The 17,258-nt window shown below is 42.9% G+C and carries 18 protein-coding genes; 14 read left to right on the top strand and 4 right to left on the bottom strand.

The genetic code is table 11. The features are described 5' to 3' along the window. The first annotated feature begins 174 nt into the window (after positions 1 to 174). The gene (ybaK, locus tag GXK58_RS17655; RefSeq protein WP_160724490.1) at positions 175 to 687 is read left to right on the top strand and encodes a Cys-tRNA(Pro) deacylase; all 513 of its coding nucleotides are present in this window, start codon (positions 175 to 177) and stop codon (positions 685 to 687) included. A gap of 119 nt (positions 688 to 806) precedes the next feature. Then, a complete protein-coding gene (locus GXK58_RS17650; RefSeq protein WP_160724489.1) occupies positions 807 to 1,910 on the top strand; it encodes a PRK06851 family protein in 1,104 nt (367 codons plus the stop codon). Between the two features lie 33 nt (positions 1,911 to 1,943). On the opposite strand, the gene GXK58_RS27065 is transcribed toward GXK58_RS17650, so the two are convergent. Further along, the gene (locus GXK58_RS27065) at positions 1,944 to 2,099 is read right to left on the bottom strand and encodes a hypothetical protein (protein ID WP_202171393.1); all 156 of its coding nucleotides are present in this window, start codon (positions 2,097 to 2,099) and stop codon (positions 1,944 to 1,946) included. A gap of 116 nt (positions 2,100 to 2,215) precedes the next feature. On the opposite strand from GXK58_RS27065, the gene GXK58_RS17645 reads away from it, so the two are divergent. Then, the gene (locus tag GXK58_RS17645; protein ID WP_160724488.1) at positions 2,216 to 2,884 is read left to right on the top strand and encodes a DNA alkylation repair protein; all 669 of its coding nucleotides are present in this window, start codon (positions 2,216 to 2,218) and stop codon (positions 2,882 to 2,884) included. A gap of 114 nt (positions 2,885 to 2,998) precedes the next feature. Next, positions 2,999 to 3,853 (top strand): Cof-type HAD-IIB family hydrolase, encoded by an 855-nt coding sequence (locus GXK58_RS17640; RefSeq protein WP_160724487.1) that lies wholly within the window; start codon positions 2,999 to 3,001, stop codon positions 3,851 to 3,853. A 52-nt stretch (positions 3,854 to 3,905) separates the two neighbouring features. On the opposite strand, the gene bshB2 is transcribed toward GXK58_RS17640, so the two are convergent. The 3 genes from bshB2 to pdxK all read right to left on the bottom strand — a co-directional run bounded on the left by bshB2 (position 3,906) and on the right by pdxK (position 6,012). Then, the gene (gene bshB2, locus GXK58_RS17635) at positions 3,906 to 4,571 is read right to left on the bottom strand and encodes a bacillithiol biosynthesis deacetylase BshB2 (RefSeq protein WP_160724486.1); all 666 of its coding nucleotides are present in this window, start codon (positions 4,569 to 4,571) and stop codon (positions 3,906 to 3,908) included. A gap of 35 nt (positions 4,572 to 4,606) precedes the next feature. Further along, entirely contained in the window at positions 4,607 to 4,954 is a 348-nt protein-coding gene (locus GXK58_RS17630) for a YojF family protein (protein WP_160724485.1), read from the bottom strand. A 218-nt stretch (positions 4,955 to 5,172) separates the two neighbouring features. Then, the gene (gene pdxK, locus GXK58_RS17625) at positions 5,173 to 6,012 is read right to left on the bottom strand and encodes a pyridoxine/pyridoxal/pyridoxamine kinase (protein WP_160724484.1); all 840 of its coding nucleotides are present in this window, start codon (positions 6,010 to 6,012) and stop codon (positions 5,173 to 5,175) included. Positions 6,013 to 6,258: 246 nt separating this feature from the next. Between pdxK and fdhD the strand changes: the two genes are divergently transcribed. The 10 genes from fdhD to moaD all read left to right on the top strand — a co-directional run bounded on the left by fdhD (position 6,259) and on the right by moaD (position 17,170). Further along, a complete protein-coding gene (gene fdhD / locus GXK58_RS17620) occupies positions 6,259 to 7,020 on the top strand; it encodes a formate dehydrogenase accessory sulfurtransferase FdhD (RefSeq protein WP_160724483.1) in 762 nt (253 codons plus the stop codon). Between the two features lie 139 nt (positions 7,021 to 7,159). Continuing rightward, positions 7,160 to 10,135: a formate dehydrogenase-N subunit alpha gene (gene fdnG / locus GXK58_RS17615; RefSeq protein WP_160724572.1), complete on the top strand. Its 2,976-nt coding sequence runs from the start codon at positions 7,160 to 7,162 to the stop codon at positions 10,133 to 10,135. A 2-nt stretch (positions 10,136 to 10,137) separates the two neighbouring features. After that, positions 10,138 to 10,962, top strand: coding sequence for a 4Fe-4S dicluster domain-containing protein (locus GXK58_RS17610; protein WP_160724482.1), 825 nt, complete (start codon positions 10,138 to 10,140; stop codon positions 10,960 to 10,962). Continuing rightward, on the top strand, positions 10,955 to 11,668 hold the full coding sequence (locus GXK58_RS17605) for a formate dehydrogenase subunit gamma (RefSeq protein WP_160724481.1): 714 nt from the start codon (positions 10,955 to 10,957) through the stop codon (positions 11,666 to 11,668). Before GXK58_RS17610 ends, GXK58_RS17605 begins: the two co-directional genes overlap by 8 nt. A gap of 167 nt (positions 11,669 to 11,835) precedes the next feature. Then, a complete protein-coding gene (locus GXK58_RS17600) occupies positions 11,836 to 12,645 on the top strand; it encodes a formate dehydrogenase accessory protein FdhE (RefSeq protein WP_160724480.1) in 810 nt (269 codons plus the stop codon). A 16-nt stretch (positions 12,646 to 12,661) separates the two neighbouring features. Beyond that, positions 12,662 to 13,270: a molybdenum cofactor guanylyltransferase gene (mobA, locus tag GXK58_RS17595; protein ID WP_160724479.1), complete on the top strand. Its 609-nt coding sequence runs from the start codon at positions 12,662 to 12,664 to the stop codon at positions 13,268 to 13,270. A 27-nt stretch (positions 13,271 to 13,297) separates the two neighbouring features. Beyond that, entirely contained in the window at positions 13,298 to 14,530 is a 1,233-nt protein-coding gene (locus GXK58_RS17590; RefSeq protein WP_160724478.1) for a molybdopterin molybdotransferase MoeA, read from the top strand. A gap of 12 nt (positions 14,531 to 14,542) precedes the next feature. Next, complete coding sequence (locus GXK58_RS17585) at positions 14,543 to 16,480, top strand: molybdopterin biosynthesis protein (protein ID WP_160724477.1); 1,938 nt, start codon at positions 14,543 to 14,545, stop codon at positions 16,478 to 16,480. Next, positions 16,477 to 16,944, top strand: coding sequence for a molybdenum cofactor biosynthesis protein MoaE (locus GXK58_RS17580; protein ID WP_160724476.1), 468 nt, complete (start codon positions 16,477 to 16,479; stop codon positions 16,942 to 16,944). Before GXK58_RS17585 ends, GXK58_RS17580 begins: the two co-directional genes overlap by 4 nt. Then, positions 16,937 to 17,170, top strand: a complete 234-nt coding sequence (gene moaD / locus GXK58_RS17575) for a molybdopterin converting factor subunit 1 (RefSeq protein ID WP_160724475.1) — start codon at positions 16,937 to 16,939, stop codon at positions 17,168 to 17,170. Before GXK58_RS17580 ends, moaD begins: the two co-directional genes overlap by 8 nt. Positions 17,171 to 17,258: the final 88 nt, after the last annotated feature.

Here is a 17,258-nt window from a genome sequence, read left to right as displayed (position 1 = left end):
TTAGATTTAGTTTACTATAATAATGGATCAATAGAGTGACAAACGGGTGACAGATTTTGGGTGATTTTGTGTATGTTCTGGGTCTTTTGGCCTTCTCTTATAAAAAATCTGCTTTTGTTCGATAGAATTTATTGATGTTATAATGGCTTAAACAAAATTTAAAGGATGATGGAAATGGCACAGATAAAAACAAATGCAATGAGGATCCTGGATGCCAGAAAAATCGAGTATGAAATGCTTACATATGACAATAAGGATGGAAAAATAGACGGTGTATCGGTGGCTGAAAAAGTTGGAAAAGATCCAAAGGAAGTTTATAAGACCCTTGTGGCTCAAGGAACAAGCAAAAGTATTTTTGTATTTGTCATTCCTGTCGAGGCGGAATTGGATTTAAAAAAGGCAGCAAAAGCGGCTGGAGAAAAAGCGATTGAGATGCTTCCAATGAAGGACATTCAAAAATGGACAGGTTATATCCGCGGCGGCTGCTCACCGGTCGGCATGAAAAAGGAATATAAAACATTCCTCGATGAAAGCAGCAGAAACTTGGAAACAATGGTCGTAAGTGCAGGAAAAATTGGCATCCAAATGGTTATTGCCCCAGGGAAATTACAAGAGGTAACAAAGGCAGAGTTTATTCCTGTGACAAAAAATGAACGGACTAACAATCCTGCCAGTGAATTCATGTAAGATAATTTTTATAGGCACTCACCTAATCAACAATAAGGCATAAGATATGGTGACTATTTTAATATCTCTTCCATTTAGTTTATACGAAGTGGATTTTGTTAAAAAGGGAGTGTTTAGAAGTGGCAGGGAAAATTAAAAATTATTATGCCGGCGGTAATACTGCAAGAGGCTTCCATAGCCTTTATGACTCTAATTTACAAGGTTTAGAGAGATTGTTTATTTTAAAAGGCGGTCCAGGAACGGGAAAATCCTCTTTGATGAAGAAAATTGGCCAGGAGTGGCTTGAAAAGGGCTATGATATAGAGCTCTTACATTGTTCATCTGACAATCAATCGATTGATGGAGTCATCATTCCGGCGTTAAAGGTTGGTCTAGTCGATGGTACCGCCCCGCACGTGATTGAACCTAAAGCACCGGGTGCAGTTGAGGAGTATATTAACCTTGGCGAGGCTTGGAACTCCAAAACCCTTAATATTCAAAAAGCGGTTATACAGAAACTGACAAACCAAATAAGCCAATCTTTTCAGAAGGCCTATGCAACGTTTAAGGAAGCATTGGAAATTCATGATGATTGGGAAAAAATTTATATTAACAGTATGGATTTTATTAAAGCAGACCAATTAACAATCAAATTAGTTGATTCCTTTTTCGGGAAAATAAAGTTAAATAAGACCCCGGATGTTCGTCATCGCTACTTAGGGGCGGCCACGCCGAATGGAGCGGTGGATTTTGTTCCGAATTTAACAGAGGATATACAGAAACGCTACTTTATCAAGGGGCGGCCAGGTTCAGGGAAATCTACCATGCTGAAAAAGATTGCTGCCGCAGCAGAAGAACGCGGGATTGATGTTGAGATTTATCATTGCGGCTTTGACCCGCACAGCCTTGATATGGTCATCTGCAGAGAGCTGGGGATTGCCATCTTTGACAGTACTGCTCCACACGAATATTTCCCAAGCAGAGACGGCGATGAGATCATTGATATGTATGAGATTTTGATTGAGCCAGGGACCGACGAGCTCTTTGCCGATTTTATTAAAAATATCGCTGAACGCTATAAAAACAAAATGACGGAGGCCACTAGTTATTTGGCTAAAGCCAAATCTCTGCATGATGAGCTGGAAGAAATTTATGTCGCAGCAATGGATTTCTCAGTTGTTGAAAAAATTCATGAAAGAATTGCGCAGGAAATAAATGACCTGGCAGCCAGTAAAGTTCAATGAATAGAAAAAAGTGCCTGGGAGTCCCCCGGCACTTTATTTATGAGGATTTGTCTTGCTTTGCTGTCCTTTATTGCGTTTATTCCCCTTGCTGTTATCGCCGCTGACAAATTCTGAGGCAAACTCAGCTTCAGCGTGACCTGCCTGTGGTGAATTTTGATTACGGCTGCCTTTATTAAACTTCTTTGTCATCTAAGTATCCCCCCTTTTCTGTAATAGTGTGCCATCGTTTGAATGGTTTAATCTCATAAAATAAAGGAAAAATTGGGTAATAGGAGAACTATTAAGGATTAGGGAGGGATGATCGGATGCTTTCGAGGATTGATTTATTAACCAAGCTATTTGTGGAAAATCAGAATGAGGACAATGCACGGCCAATGCAAAAATATATGAAAGGCCATTTTCCTTTCCTGGGAATAAAAACTCCGTTACGAAGAGTGCTAGAGAAGCAATTTTTTCAAGAAACAGGAGTATTAAATGAGCCTTTTAACAAAGAATTCGTCAAAGAGCTTTGGAATAAGGACGAAAGGGAATATCAGTATACCGGCCTTTCTTACATAGAAAAATCACTTAAAAAACTTCAAAAACAGGATTTACAGTTAATGGAACAGCTGATTACGACCAAATCCTGGTGGGATACAGTTGACGCCATCGCCCCAAAACCAGTCGGAAAAATTGCTTCAGCTTTTCCGGAAGTAATCGAGGAAACCATTGAGGATTGGTCGGTTCATCCAGATATGTGGCTGCGGAGGGCTTCGATTCTTTTTCAACTTAAATATAAGGAAAAAACGAATGAGGACCTTCTTTATCGATACATACTGAAAAATGCAGATAGTAAGGAGTTTTTTTTACAAAAGGCTATTGGCTGGGCATTAAGGGAGTATTCCAAAACGAATCCAGCCTCGGTGAAGGGATTTATCGAGAACAATAAGTTAGCCCCGCTAAGTGTCCGGGAAGGCGGCAAGTATTTAGGGTGAGCAAACTGTGTTAATGTTGAGAGGGTTCATGTTAGAATGGCAATAAAAAGAAAGGCAGAAGCGTCTTGACGCTGAGGCTGGATCCTGCAGAAAAAAATGGAAAAGGTGGACATCATGATTAAATGTATCGCATCAGACATGGATGGAACATTATTAAATTCCATGCAACAGATTAGTGAGGAAAATAAACAAGCTATTTTAAAGGCACAGTCAGAGGGCGTAGAATTTGTGGTGGCTACAGGCCGGTCATATCAAGAGGCTGTTTATGTATTATCAGAGGCTGGATTAAAGTGCCCTGTCATTTGTGTAAATGGAGCAGAGGTTCGTTCTAAGGAAGGAGAAGTGCTTTCTTCTACCCCTATCGATAAATCTCGTGCAAGGGAAGTTGCAGCTAAATTAAAGGAGCATGAAGTCTATTATGAGGTTTACACAGATAAGGGTGCGTATACGATTGACCCTGATAAAGCTGTGTCGATCTTGATAGACATTGTGGTGAGCGCAAATCCAGAGGTTGATCCTGAGGAGATTAGACATGCAGCCGGGGCAAGAATCCGTGATGGCTTAATTCATCAAATTGATGATTATGAACTTCTTTTCTCAGATGATAATTATCTCATTTATAAAGTATTAGCATTTTGTTTTGATAAGGATCAACTCAAAGCTGCTGGTGAAGACCTTCACGATTTTTCGGACTTGGATGTGACTTCTTCCGGCCACGAAAATCTTGAAATTACCAATAAACAAGCACAAAAAGGCTTAGCGCTAGAGGCATTTGTGTCAGCTAAGGGAATTGATATGGCTGAAACAATGGCCATAGGCGATAATTTCAATGATGTTTCCATGTTTGAGAGAGCGGGCCGTTCAGTAGCAATGGGAAATGCCAGCTATGAAATTAAAGCACTATGTGATTGTTTAACTGAAACGAATGACCAACATGGTGTAGCAGAGGCGATTCTTGAAGTTTTATAAAGACCATCATTCTAAAGAAAAAAAGCCCTTCGCATTTGAAGGGCTTTTTTTCTTAGAATTTATATGTCCAGAACCGTTCGTTGTTGAGCCAAACCATTAGCTGTGGGTCCTGATTTTTAAGCTTTTCCATTGTATCTTTGAACGAATGCTCTGTTTGCGAGCGGTGCGCCTTGATTGCATCCAGTTTTTTATCGGCAACAGGCGTAATATTATTGATGATATCAGCCTCGCCAATCTCCTCGATACAATTTTTGGAGAAAGCGACACAGTGTAAGGTTGGCCGTGCGGCTGCAGGCATTCTTTCAACAGCCCTTACGACCGCTGCACCGGTGGCGTCATGGTCTGGATGAACCGAATAACCAGGATAGAAAGTGATGATTAAGGAAGGATTTACTTCATCAATGATTTCAGCCATATGATTGGTCAATTTCTCATCATCTTCGAATTCAATCGTTTTGTCGCGGTAACCAAGCATACGCAAATCCTGAATCCCAATCGCTTTGGCAGCTGCCTTTAATTCTTCTTTTCTTATCTTAGGAAGTTCTTCTCGATTCGTAAACGGAGGGTTCCCCATATTGCGTCCCATTTCCCCTAAGGTCAAACAGGCATAAGTGACAGTTGTACCGTTTTCTATATGTGTGGCGATCGTGCCAGATACCCCAAACGCCTCGTCATCCGGGTGAGGAAAAACGACTAATAGATGGCGCTCTTTTTTCATAAGATGATTCTCCTTTCGGGTCTTTCAGGACAAATTTATTCAAATGGTGTGAGACCGATTTCCAATGCTACTGCAAGCTTTCCGTCAAAGTCATGCCCGGCTAATAATAGATGGTTTTCTTCATCAATTTCAAAGTGAGTAATACCTTCTGCATAAATCCAGCCGAGGTTTATTTTAAGACCTACCCGGAAGGGGCCGTTTCCTGTAATCTTTCCTAATTCATAACGAACAAGGGCATTGCGAATATATGCTCCGGCAGAAAAGAAGGATTGGTCATTATGGGTTGCGTACGCACCGTTGGTCGTTTCAAGGTGGATATAAACATCCTTATGGGCAAAACGATTAATAGCTTCTTGTACTTTTTTAACATCAATGGCTTCCAAATTACTGCCTCCTTTCCCTTTTAAAAGTAAAGAATTATAACTAATCAGTATTGTTGTTAATAATGTATTTATCATACTAAAATCATTTAAAAAATGCGAAATCCATGCTTATTAGAAAAGCGGAAGCGCAAAGGACACTATACACTTTAGTGCTGGTGCCGGATATTTTTCATAAATAAAAAAGGCCGAACGTTTTGTTCGGCCTTGTAAAGGGTTAATTATTCCTCGCAATCTTCACAGTACTCGGTCACTGCTTTTGTGCTGCGGTAGGCGCCATGCCAAGTAGGACCCACATACTGGTTTAACGGGAAACCTTGCTGAATTCCTGCAGAGACAAATCTCTTCGCAACATCGACTGCATCATAAACGGAATTTCCTTTAGCGACTTCGGCAGCGACTGCAGCAGAGTTCGTGCAGCCTGCACCATGGGTAAAGTTTGTTTCAATCTTCTCAGATTCGTAAATGTGGAATTCCTTCCCATCATAAAGAAGATCGAGTGACTTTTCTTCCGTTTGAAGCTTGCTGCCGCCTTTAATTAACACGAACTTTGCACCTTGGTCGTGAATTTTTACAGCGGCTTCTTTCATTTCTTCCATTGTTTTTGGTGTCTTCATTCCTGCCAGCTGACCAGCTTCAAACAGGTTTGGCGTGATCACATGGGCACGTGGAAGAAGCAATTCCCTCATTGCATCAGTCGTTTCCGGATTTAAAACCTCATCTTCTCCCTTACAAACCATGACAGGGTCAATGACCACATTCTTTAATTGATGTTCGTCAATTTTTCTTGCTACTAGCTCAATAATTTCAACTGTTCCTAGCATTCCTGTTTTCATGCCGTCAATTCCAACAGAAAGAATCGTATCCAGCTGCTTTTCCAGGATCGTAACATCAATTGGGAACACGTTATGGTGCCAGCCTTTCGGGTCCATAGTAACGATGCAGGTGATTCCGGTCATCCCATATACACCAAGCTCTTGAAAGGTTTTTAAATCAGCCTGAAGTCCCGCTCCGCCGCTTGAATCGGATCCTGCGATTGTTAGTACTTTTTTAATTGCCATTATGCATACCTCCTTTAGATAAATAACTCCTTTCTTATTATAAAACAAAATAAAAAATATAACAGATATCGACATTTGCAGACAGGGACAAATAATAGTTACAAAAAAATGACAAATAGACCAATAGTACCATTGAAGACCCATTCATAGTGATAAAAATTACTTTCAAAATATTTGCATGGAAGTACGATGAATGTGTCTATTATTCATGTAATCGTTTTCTTGATGATCAAAGGAGGAATTGGTATGAACAGAAAAAGCTGTCCCGATGAATATCCAATTACCTTAATTATAAATGGCAGCGAAATAGCTGTTTTTCAATTGACCAAATACGATCTGGAAGATTGGGCATATGGGTATTTGTTTTCCGAAGGATTTATTCACGATGCTAAAGGCATTGAGCAAATAACCATAGATGAAGAAATGGGAGAAATCCACGTCTTACTTCACTCAGAGTTTGAAGAAGATCAGTTTTTCTCTAAAAAGAAACATTACACGGCTGGCTGCGGCAGAGGGGTTACCTTCTTCTCCATGACGGATGTGAAAAACTTTGCAAAAGTTACTTCAAGCAGAACCTATCAACTAAGCTATCTGCTAAAGAAAAGAAGTGAATTTGCTAAAGAATCTTTATTATACCTGGAAACAGGCGGAATGCATGGTGCCTGCATTGTGGAGGAAGATGGCACCATGACGATTCGCGAAGATATTGGGCGCCATAATGCCGTTGATAAAATTATCGGACATGCGCTGCGCAGAGGGTTACCTCCTGAACGGTTGATTTTACTGACAACTGGAAGGGTCTCATATGAAATGCTCTCAAAGGCAGCCAAATTTGGCTTTCCTGTCATTGGTTCACGGACGGCAGCCACTAAACAGGCTGTTCAACTGGCAAAATTCTTGAATATCGAGGTAATCGGCTACTTAAGAGGGAAGATGGCGATGATCTATACTTCAGCAGGCAGAGTCAATAATGATATGAGCCAAGAACTAGTTTTTGAGAAACATTGAAGGGGGGAATGAACCACAGAAGAAACGGATTGAAAATAGAGAGAGAAGTTAGTGTTTAGCTTTTAGAACTTTTGGCGGGCACTACACCTAAAGAGGGATGTTCTAATCATTTATGGGAAGGAGAATAGTGATGGTTGAAATGAACTTAAATCGCCGGCAGTTTTTAAAGCTATCGGGAGCGACTGCAGCTACGCTGGCAGTTGTAGAACTGGGCTTTAATGAAAAACGTGCCTATGCAAAAACAAAAGATTTCAAGATTGCCGAATCTTCTGTAACACCAACCATTTGCTGTTATTGTGGTGTTGGCTGCGGAATTCTTGTCCACACCAAAAACAATACCGTGGTTTATACGGAAGGGGATCCGGATAACCCGATTAATGAAGGTAAACTTTGTAGTAAGGGAACAACATTAAGACAGTTATATACTTCTGAAAAGCGTTTAACCAAACCACTTTATCGGGCACCTGGCTCAAATAAGTGGGAGGAAAAGGATTGGGAATGGATGATTGAAACCATTGCCAAGCGGACTAAGGAAACTCGTGATCAATCATTTGTTGAAAAGGAAAATGGGATCACTGTAAATAAAACAGAAAAGATTGCCAGCCTAGGCGGTGCGGCACTTGATAATGAAGAAACCTACCTAGTATCGAAATTAATGAGAGGGCTTGGTGTGACCTATTTAGAGCACCAGGCACGAATATGACACAGTTCTACGGTTGCCGGTCTGGCACCTACATTTGGCCGAGGAGCAATGACGAACCATTGGAATGACCTTCAGTGGACCGATTGTGCTCTCATTATGGGGGCAAACCCTGCAGAAAACCACCCAATCAGTTTTAGATGGCTGACAAAGGCGAAGGAAAAGGGCGGGAAAATTATCAGCGTAGATCCGCGTTACACACGGACTTCAGCGGTTTCTGATCTATATGCCCCGCTTCGTTCTGGTACAGACATTCCGTTTCTGGGTGGAATGATTAAATATGCAATTGATAACAACCTCATTCACAAAGAGTATGTAGTTAAATATACAAATGCTTCCTTTATCGTAAAGGAAGGCTATGACTTTAAGGACGGCCTTTTCTCCGGATATGACGAAACAACCCGGACATACGATAAAACAAAATGGGCAATCGAAACGACCCCAGATGGAAAACCTGTCAAGGATGAAACATTAACGAATCCTCGTACCGTGTTCCAATTAATGAAAAAGCATTATTCCCGTTATGATGTCGATACCGTAACTGCTGTAACAGGGACACCTAAAGAAGATTACTTAAACGTTTGTAAGACTTTCTGCGAAACAAGTAAAGTAGGAAAATCAGGAACGATTCTGTATGCCATGGGAACCACTCAGCATACAGTCGGCTCACAAAACGTCCGTGCCTTTGCGATCCTTCAGCTGCTATTAGGTAATATCGGCCTTCCTGGCGGTGGAATCAACGCAATGCGCGGGGAATCCAACGTTCAAGGGTCGACTGACTTTGGTTTATTATGGGATAACTTAACCGGATATCTTGGTGTGCCGAAAGCAACCGTGCCCGAGCATGCCACATTGAAGGGATATTTAGACAAAGAGACACCAAAAACCGGTTATTGGAGCAACAAACCGAAGTTTGTTGTCAGCCTTCTTAAATCCTGGTATGGAAAAAATGCCACAAAAGATAATGAATTCGGTTATCATTTCCTGCCAAAAGGAAATAAAAATTATTCACACATCAACTTGTTCAAAGCCATGTACAACAATGAAATTGAAGGTGCCTTCCTTTGGGGGACAAACCCGGTTGTCGGCGGGCCAAATGCCGGTAAAGAAAAAGAAGCCCTTGGCAATTTAAAATGGATGGTAGCGGTTGACCTTTGGGAAACAGAGACATCTGCATTCTGGCAAAAAGAGGCCGGCAGCGATCCTGCGTCCATTAAAACAGAGGTATTCCTGCTTCCTGCATCTGCTTCTTTTGAAAAAGAAGGAAGTATTTCAAACAGTTCCCGCTGGATGCAATACCGTTGGAAGGCGATTGATTCAAGAGGAGAAGCACGGCCAGATCTTGATATCGTTCATGAGTTAGCCTTAAAACTCAAAAACTTATACACAAACAGCCTAAAGTCTGCTGATCAGCCATTCCTTGCGTTGGAGTGGAATTATGGAACAGGTGAAATACCGGATATTGACCTTGTGGCAAGGGAAATTAATGGCTACGATCTTAAAACAGGTAAGCTGCTGGCAACCTTTGGTGATTTAAAAGATGATGGTTCAACCTCAAGCGGTAACTGGATTTATTCCGGCTTCTACCCTGAAGAAGGAAAAAATAGATCAAAGAACCGTGATAATAAAGATACAGGCGGAGGAAATTTCCTAAACTGGTCCTTCGCGTGGCCTGCTAACCGCAGGATTCTTTACAACCGTGCTTCAGCCGATCCAAGCGGCAAGCCATGGAGTAAGGAAAAAGCAGTGATCTGGTGGGATGCAGGACAGAAGAAGTGGGTTGGAAATGATGTCCCAGACTTCAAACCTGTGACGGCTCCTACTGATCCAGGGGGAACAGGTGCATTCATGATGAATAAAGATGGAGTTGCTTTATTGTTTGCTCCAACCATGAATGACGGGCCATTCCCTGAACACTACGAACCATATGAGAGCCCTGTGCCTAATGCTTTTTCATCCGTAGAGTATAACCCTGCAATCGTTATTAATGACGGAGACTTTAACAAGCGGGGATTCAAGGTGGACTACCCGATTGTAGCAACAACCTACAGGGTTGAAGCCCATTGGCAATCAGGATCGATGACCCGTAACCAGGAGTGGCTTGCAGAGATTGCTAGATATATGTATGTAGAAATAAGTGAAGAACTGGCTAAGGAAAAAGGCATTAATAATAAAGACAAAGTGATTGTTACTTCTGCCCGCGGTCAAATTGAAGCCTATGCATTGGTAACCAAACGCTACAAACCGTTTACGGTAAAGGGCAAAAAAGTGCATCAAATCGGAATGCCATGGAATTTTGGATACAAAGGATATGCAACAGGTGCTACTGCTAATCGCCTTACACCACATATCGGGGATGCGAACACGATGATTCCGGAATATAAAGCATTCCTTTGTGACATAAGGAGGGCTTAAGGATGGCTGAATACGTAAAATACGTGGACGTTACCAGATGTGATGGATGTAAAGCCTGTATGGTTGCTTGTAAGAACTGGAATGATCTTCCGGCAGAGGTAACCTCATTTCAAGGAAGTGCACAATCACATCCGAAAACAAGTGCGGACACATGGAATGTGCTTCAATATGTCGAGCACGAAAATGGAAAGGGCGACTTAGAATACCTATTCCGCCATTCTTCCTGTTTCCATTGTGATACGGCTGCCTGTGAAAAGGTCTGCCCTGAAAATGCCATCAGCTATTCTAAATTTGGGTCAGTTGTGATTGACCATGAAAAGTGTGTGGGCTGCGGCTATTGTGTACAAAACTGTCCATTTGAAGTGATTTCATTAAAGACTTACAAAGATAAGAACGGTAAAGAATACAAAAAATCTCAAAAGTGCACGATGTGTACCGACCGTCTAGAAGAGGGCCTGCAGCCTGCCTGTGTAACAACCTGCCATACAGATGCGATGCAATTTGGTAAAAAGGATGAAATGATTGCAAAAGCAGAGAAGCGTTTAAGTGAAATTAAAGACCGCTTTCCTAATGCCAACATTTATAATCCAAAAAGTGTTGGCGGAACACATACCATTTACCTGTTAGCTGAAAAACCTAGTGTGTACGGTCTGCCAGAAAATCCAAAGCTTCCAACCTCTGCTGTACTATGGAAGGATTATGCGCAGCCAATCGGCAAAATGATGATTGGTGCGACGACAATGGCGGTAGTGGGAGCATTTATTACCAATAATATTATCAGTAGAAGATCAAAAGAACATGAAGATGGTGGTGAGAGTCATGAGTAATTATCAGAAGCATCCAAATGCGAATGTAAAAGTACGACGTTTCCCAAAAGCATTTGTTTGGGCTCATTCCATCAATGGGATCGCCTTCTTTGCTCTTTACATCACGGCCCTCCCGATGTATACGGAATTTTTTGACTGGCTGTATCCGGTTCTTGGCGGCCCGGAAATGGCACGGTTGCTGCACCGGATTTTCGCTGTTATTTTCATCCTGCCGACCTTTATCTTATTAATTTTTAGCCCGAAGTTTTTCTTCAAATGGATGAAGGAATTAGTGACTTGGAAAAAGCGAGATCTTGCCTTTTTTGGAGAATTCGTTAAAGAATTATTTGGCCTCAAGTTTGGTCATGTAAGACAAACCTTCTTTAATGCAGGGGAAAAAATCAACTCGGTCATCCAGATTTTCTGTACAATCTTAGTTATTGCTTCAGGTTTCACGATGTGGTTCCCGGAATTTTTCCCAAGAGCGATTGTGCAATGGGGCTACTTCCTGCATAATGTTGGTTTCGGTTTAGGTATTGCCGTAATTGTCGGTCACGTCTATCTCTCAGTTGTTCATAGGCACTCAAGACCTGGTTATTCTGGTGTAATAACAGGTAAAGTGCCTGCTTGGTGGGCAAAAGGCCATTATGAGGACTGGTATGATGAAGAAGCGAAAAAAGGCAATTTTCCTGACCTGGATGATCCAAAGCATAAAAAGGGTGCTTGATTTGAGCATCGAAAGTGCCTTAATCAGAACATAAGGCCGTTGATCCCAAACCTCAAAGTGCTTTAGTTGGACATGCAGCTAAGTGCAAAATAAAAAAGGAATGGCTGTCGAAAAATGACAGCCATTTCTTATCATAAAAACTATGTAATTTAAGAGGAGTGCCTGTGATGATAAAATCCGTTGTTTCAAAAGAATATCAGGAACTGCAAAGGGAGATTGCCGAACTACAGGAAAAGTGGATGCTTCAGCTCGATCCTGAAAGGATCAGACTGAACCATGAAAAGTCAGCAATGGAAGCTGGAGTTCCTATAGCTGCATTAACGGCAATTGATTTTGAAATTCTCCTATTCTTACAGTGGGTAGATGAAGTGATTGATCTTCTTATAAAAAATAATCCTCCATTAAAGCCAAAGCTCTCAGAGATTGGAAGCCTGTTAAACAAAGAAACAGCTATTCTTTGGATGGAAGAAGCCTTTGCATTCAATCAACTGTACTTTATTGCATTTGCAGAGGAACATGGTCTAGAAGAATGGATTCCGCAATTCCTGGCTGAAACGGCTCTTCGCCCTTACTTAAGACAAATAGCAGAAAAAGTCCAGCCTGAAATCCATCGAGCGGTACCAGGAGCAGGGTGTCCAGTTTGCGGCGAGCCGGCAAGATTAGCTGCCGTGGAAGAGGATGGGAAAAAGATGATCCATTGTCCACGCTGTCTTGTCCATTGGTCTGCACGAAGATTAGAATGCTCGCACTGTGGGAATGAGGATCATCAAACCATTTATTTCTTAGAAATCGAGGGCGATGTCACCTCCAAAATTCAAGTTTGCGAGGAATGTAATGGCTATATTAAAATAATAGATATCAGGCAATATATTACAAAACCGCAGGTCACATTACTAGATCTTAACTCGATCCATCTCGACATGGTTGCCCAGGAACATGGGTATACCTGCGGCGGAAATAAGAATGAGACCAATTAAGAGGGTGCTTTGATAAATGAAAGCTGCGGCAATTATATTAGCAGGCGGAAAATCAAGCCGGATGGGCACAAACAAAGCACTGCTGAAAATAAATGAAAAGCCGAATATCGAAAGAACAATAGATAAGTTAAAACTTCTATTTGATGATATAATTCTAGTTACAAATGATTCTGAACAATATGAATCTTTAGGTGTACGAATAGTGCCGGATCAATATCCTGGAATGGGACCGCTTGCCGGGGTGCACGCAGGTCTGACCGCTTCTGAATACGATGTCAATTTCGTTGTAGCCTGTGATATGCCATTCGTGTCCGGGGAGCTGGCCGAAGTCCTAATCTCAAATGCCTTGCATTATGATGCAGTTGTACCTGTAATCAATGGGAAACAGCATCCATTATTCGCTATGTTTCAAAAGCAAACAGCTGCTAAAGTGGAACAGTCCATTCAAGCAGGCCAGCTGAGAATGAAACAGCTGCTTGATGAATTAAACGTACTGTATCTAACCGAAAGAGAACTAGGGGCCTATACTCCAATCGAGCTAGAAAAGGTCTTTTATAATATGAATTATCCAGAGGAATATGAAGAGGCCAAAAGCTGGGCTGAATCAAAATTTCCAAACCTATAGGAATATTCAAGGGGGAGTAAGGGGACCATGCAATTTTTCAAAGTAAAAACGGTAGAAGAAACATTTGCTTTAATAGATAAAAATATCTGTCCCATCGAGCAAACAGAGGTTAAGGAGCTCCGAGAAGCGCTCTATTATATTTTAGCAGGCCCCATTGTTGCTAAAGAAAATGTACCGGGTTTTGATCGATCAACTGTGGATGGATATGCCGTTCGGGCGAAAGATACGTATGGTTCCTCTGAATCCATGCCAGGCTTTTTAACAATTGCCGGAGAAGTGAAAATGGGCGAGGTCCCCTCTGCTGAGGTCATCCAAGGGACCGCTGTCTATGTCCCAACGGGCGGGATGCTGCCTAAGGGCAGTGACAGTGTGATTATGATTGAGCACTGTGAGGATGTTGATACTCTCCTCAATACCTACAGGCAGATCGCACCCGGAGAGAATGTCATTCGTGCGGGTGAGGATATTAGAGAAGGGGAAATCCTGCTCGAGCATGGGACAAAGCTTAGGCCGCAAGAATTAGGTGCCCTTGCCGCGTTGGGCGTTACCCATGTGACGGTCTATCGAAAATTAAAGGTCGGCTATTTATCATCAGGCGATGAAATTGTCCCCTACCAAACTGAAACACTAAAAGAAGGGGAAATCCGCGATATTAATTACCTAACAATCGCAGGACTAGCCCAAGGATGGAATGTGGATGTCACGTACGGAGGGATTGTCCGTGATGACTTAGAAGAGTTCCGCAGCAAGGCAAAGGTCCTCTATGACCAAGTAGATTGTTTAATACTTTCCGGCGGCAGCTCAGTAGGGGCAAAGGACTATACCACAGAGGTGATCCAATCTTTAGGAGAACCGGGGGTATTCGTCCACGGGATTAGCATCAAGCCGGGAAAACCTACAATTTTGGCACTAGCAAATGGAAAACCGGTCATTGGTCTTCCGGGACATCCTGCCAGTGCAATGATCATCTTTCAACTGTTCGGTGAGCGGGTTCTTCGTAACTTAAAAGGTGAACAAAGGAACCGGAAACCTGAGCGGATTTTTGCAAAAATCACGAAGAACATCCCATCCTCCATGGGCCGGGCCGATTATATCCGCGTTCGTCTGTTTGAACAGGAAGGTGAGTGGTGGGCTGAGCCGATCATTGGAAAATCGGGCTTAATCACTACATTGGTTAAAAGTGATGGTATTGTTGAGATTAGTTCAGAAAAAGAAGGAGTTTCACAGGGCGAATTTGTACCTGTGATTCCATCAAGGTAAGGGGTCTAGAGTATGGAACAGAAACAGTATAAACGGAAAATTTATTTAGAAGATAAACCCCGGGCCGAAGCAAAGGAAGAAATTCTTGCGGCCTTTACGGAGGCCTCTGAAATAGAAAGAATTCCAGTGGTGGATGCCTTAGGCCGTGTGACGGCTCAGCCGATTTTTGCTGCTGTTTCAATGCCGCACTATCACGCCTCTGCCATGGATGGAATTGCGGTCGTCGCTGAGAGGACATACCAAGCTCACGAACAAAATCCACTCTACCTTAAGCTGGGTGAACAGTTTTGTTTTGTCGATACGGGAAATGCCATCCCTTCTCCTTTTAATGCGGTGATAATGATTGAGCATGTTCATATGGTTGATGATGAAACAATTGAAATTATTGAACCGGCTACCCCTTGGCAGCACATCCGCCCAATCGGTGAGGATATTGTGCAAGAGGAAATGCTGTTTCCGCAGGGCCATGCGCTTAGACCGGCTGATTTAGGCGTGTTATTGGCCGCACAGCAACTGGTGGTACCTGTGGTGAAGAAACCAGTTGTCGCCATTATTCCAACTGGAAATGAACTAGTTGAGGCACATACTGATTTATCTCCAGGAAAAATTATTGAATTTAATGGGACAGTCTTTTCTGGATTTGTGAGGGAATGGGGCGGTGAGCCGCGCCTACAAACAATAGTTAAGGACGAGCCTGAGAAGATTAAAGAAGTTTTGCTTGCGGCAGCGGAAACCTCCGATATCATCGTGATTAACGCCGGATCATCAGCCGGGCGAAAGGATTTTACCGTCCACATCATCGCTGAGATTGGCGAGGTATTTACCCATGGGGTCGCCGCACGGCCAGGCAAACCGGTTATCTTAGGGAAAATAAACGGTAAAATTGTTGTCGGTGTTCCGGGCTATCCTGTGTCAGCGTACTTAGCACTCGAATGGTTTGTCCAGCCATTAATCTGCAAGTATTTGGGGATTCCTGTTCCCAAGCGGCAAACGATTTCGGTCAAACTTGGCCGCCGCATCGTTTCCTCTATGGGGGCAGAGGATTTTATCCGAATGAATATCGGCTATGTGAATGGTCAATTTGTCGCCAATCCGCTCACCCGGGCAGCAGGGGTAACCATGTCCTATGTCCGGGCAGACGGCCTGTTGATTATACCGCCTCATATCAGTGGGTATGAGCAGGGCGATACAGCTGAAGTGGAGCTATTACGGCCTCTTGAGGAGATCAAGAATGCAATCGTGTTCAGCGGCAGCCACGATATGACGATAGACTTGTTATCATCACAGCTGAAGCAAGCACGGACCGAGATGAAGATTGTCTCCTCCCATGTCGGCAGTATGGCTGGCATTATGGCGATTAGAAAAGGCGAGGCCCATGTAGCGGGGATTCATTTGCTAGACCCAAGTACAAAACAGTACAATATATCCTATGTTAATAAACTTTTGGCCGGTCAAGACGTGATCCTCTATCCTTTTTTAAAAAGGAAGCAGGGCTGGATCCTGCCACAGGGAAATCCCCTTGGAATTAGGGATGTCACGGACTTAGTCCGCTCGGGCGCAGACTTTGTTAACCGCCAAAAGGGAGCCGGCACCCGCATCTTGTTTGATTTATTGCTCGATGAAGCGGGGCTTACGGCTGAAGAAATAAATGGCTACGACCGTGAGATGTTCTCCCATTTAGCCGTAGCAGCGGAAGTGAAAGGTGATAACCATAGTGCAGCTCTTGGAATTTACCCGGCAGCAAAGGCCATGGGATTAGATTTTATTCCGATTGCTGATGAAGAATATGATTTAGTCATGACACGCCAGTTTTATGATAGTGACAGCGGGCGGCAGCTGATTGAAATCATCCAATCTCCTGCTTTTAAAGAGCAGGTCGAGAAAATTGGCGGCTACCAAGTGGTAGATAATGCCGTACCAAAGCGTCTGACAGAAGAGGTGACAGAATGAACATGTATGAAATCTCCAAGGAGCCGATTGATATCCAAGCGGTGATCGATAAAGTCGTTCAACGGAATGCGGGGGCAATTACCACGTTTATTGGAACGGTCCGGGAATTAACAAAGGGAAAGAAGACCTTATTTTTAATTTATGATGCCTATGAAGCGATGGCAGTGAAAAAGCTCGAACAGATTGGCCGCGAAATTGAAGAACGCTGGGAAGGTTCGATGACTGCCATCACGCACCGTGTCGGCCGTTTGGATATTACCGATGTGGCAGTCGTGATTGCCGTGTCAACGCCGCACCGTGCCGACGCCTATGAAGCAAACCGTTATGCAATTGAACGAATTAAGGAAATTGTCCCTATCTGGAAGAAAGAGCATTGGGAAGATGGAGAGGAATGGATGGGGAACCAGCTTGAAACGGTTGCTTATCCATCAGGTAAGCCGGAGGCAGGTGATTTAGATGAATAAGGTCTTGTTTTTTGCTCATTTACGCGATTCTGTAGGCGAAGAGTTTTTGTCATTAGAAGCAGCCGGTAAAACGGTGCTAGAATTGAAGACGGAACTGGCGGCAACATATGATCTGCCGCGGATGGACACTGTGATGACTGCGATTAATGAGGAGTTTGCCTCTAATGAAGAGGTAATCGGTGAAGGCGATGAGATTGCGTTCATTCCTCCTGTTAGTGGTGGGTGAAACGGTGCTTTTTATGGATACCTTTAAGAAGGGCCGATAAATAGGTGGAAAGTGCCGATAAAGGTCAAAAAAGTGCCGATAACAACGG

It is taken from the genome of Bacillus sp. USDA818B3_A, from assembly GCF_009928415.1.
Classification (GTDB): domain Bacteria; phylum Bacillota; class Bacilli; order Bacillales; family Cytobacillaceae; genus Neobacillus.
Note: the sequence above shows the minus strand (reverse complement) of the source record. Positions and strands in the feature narration are given on the sequence as shown.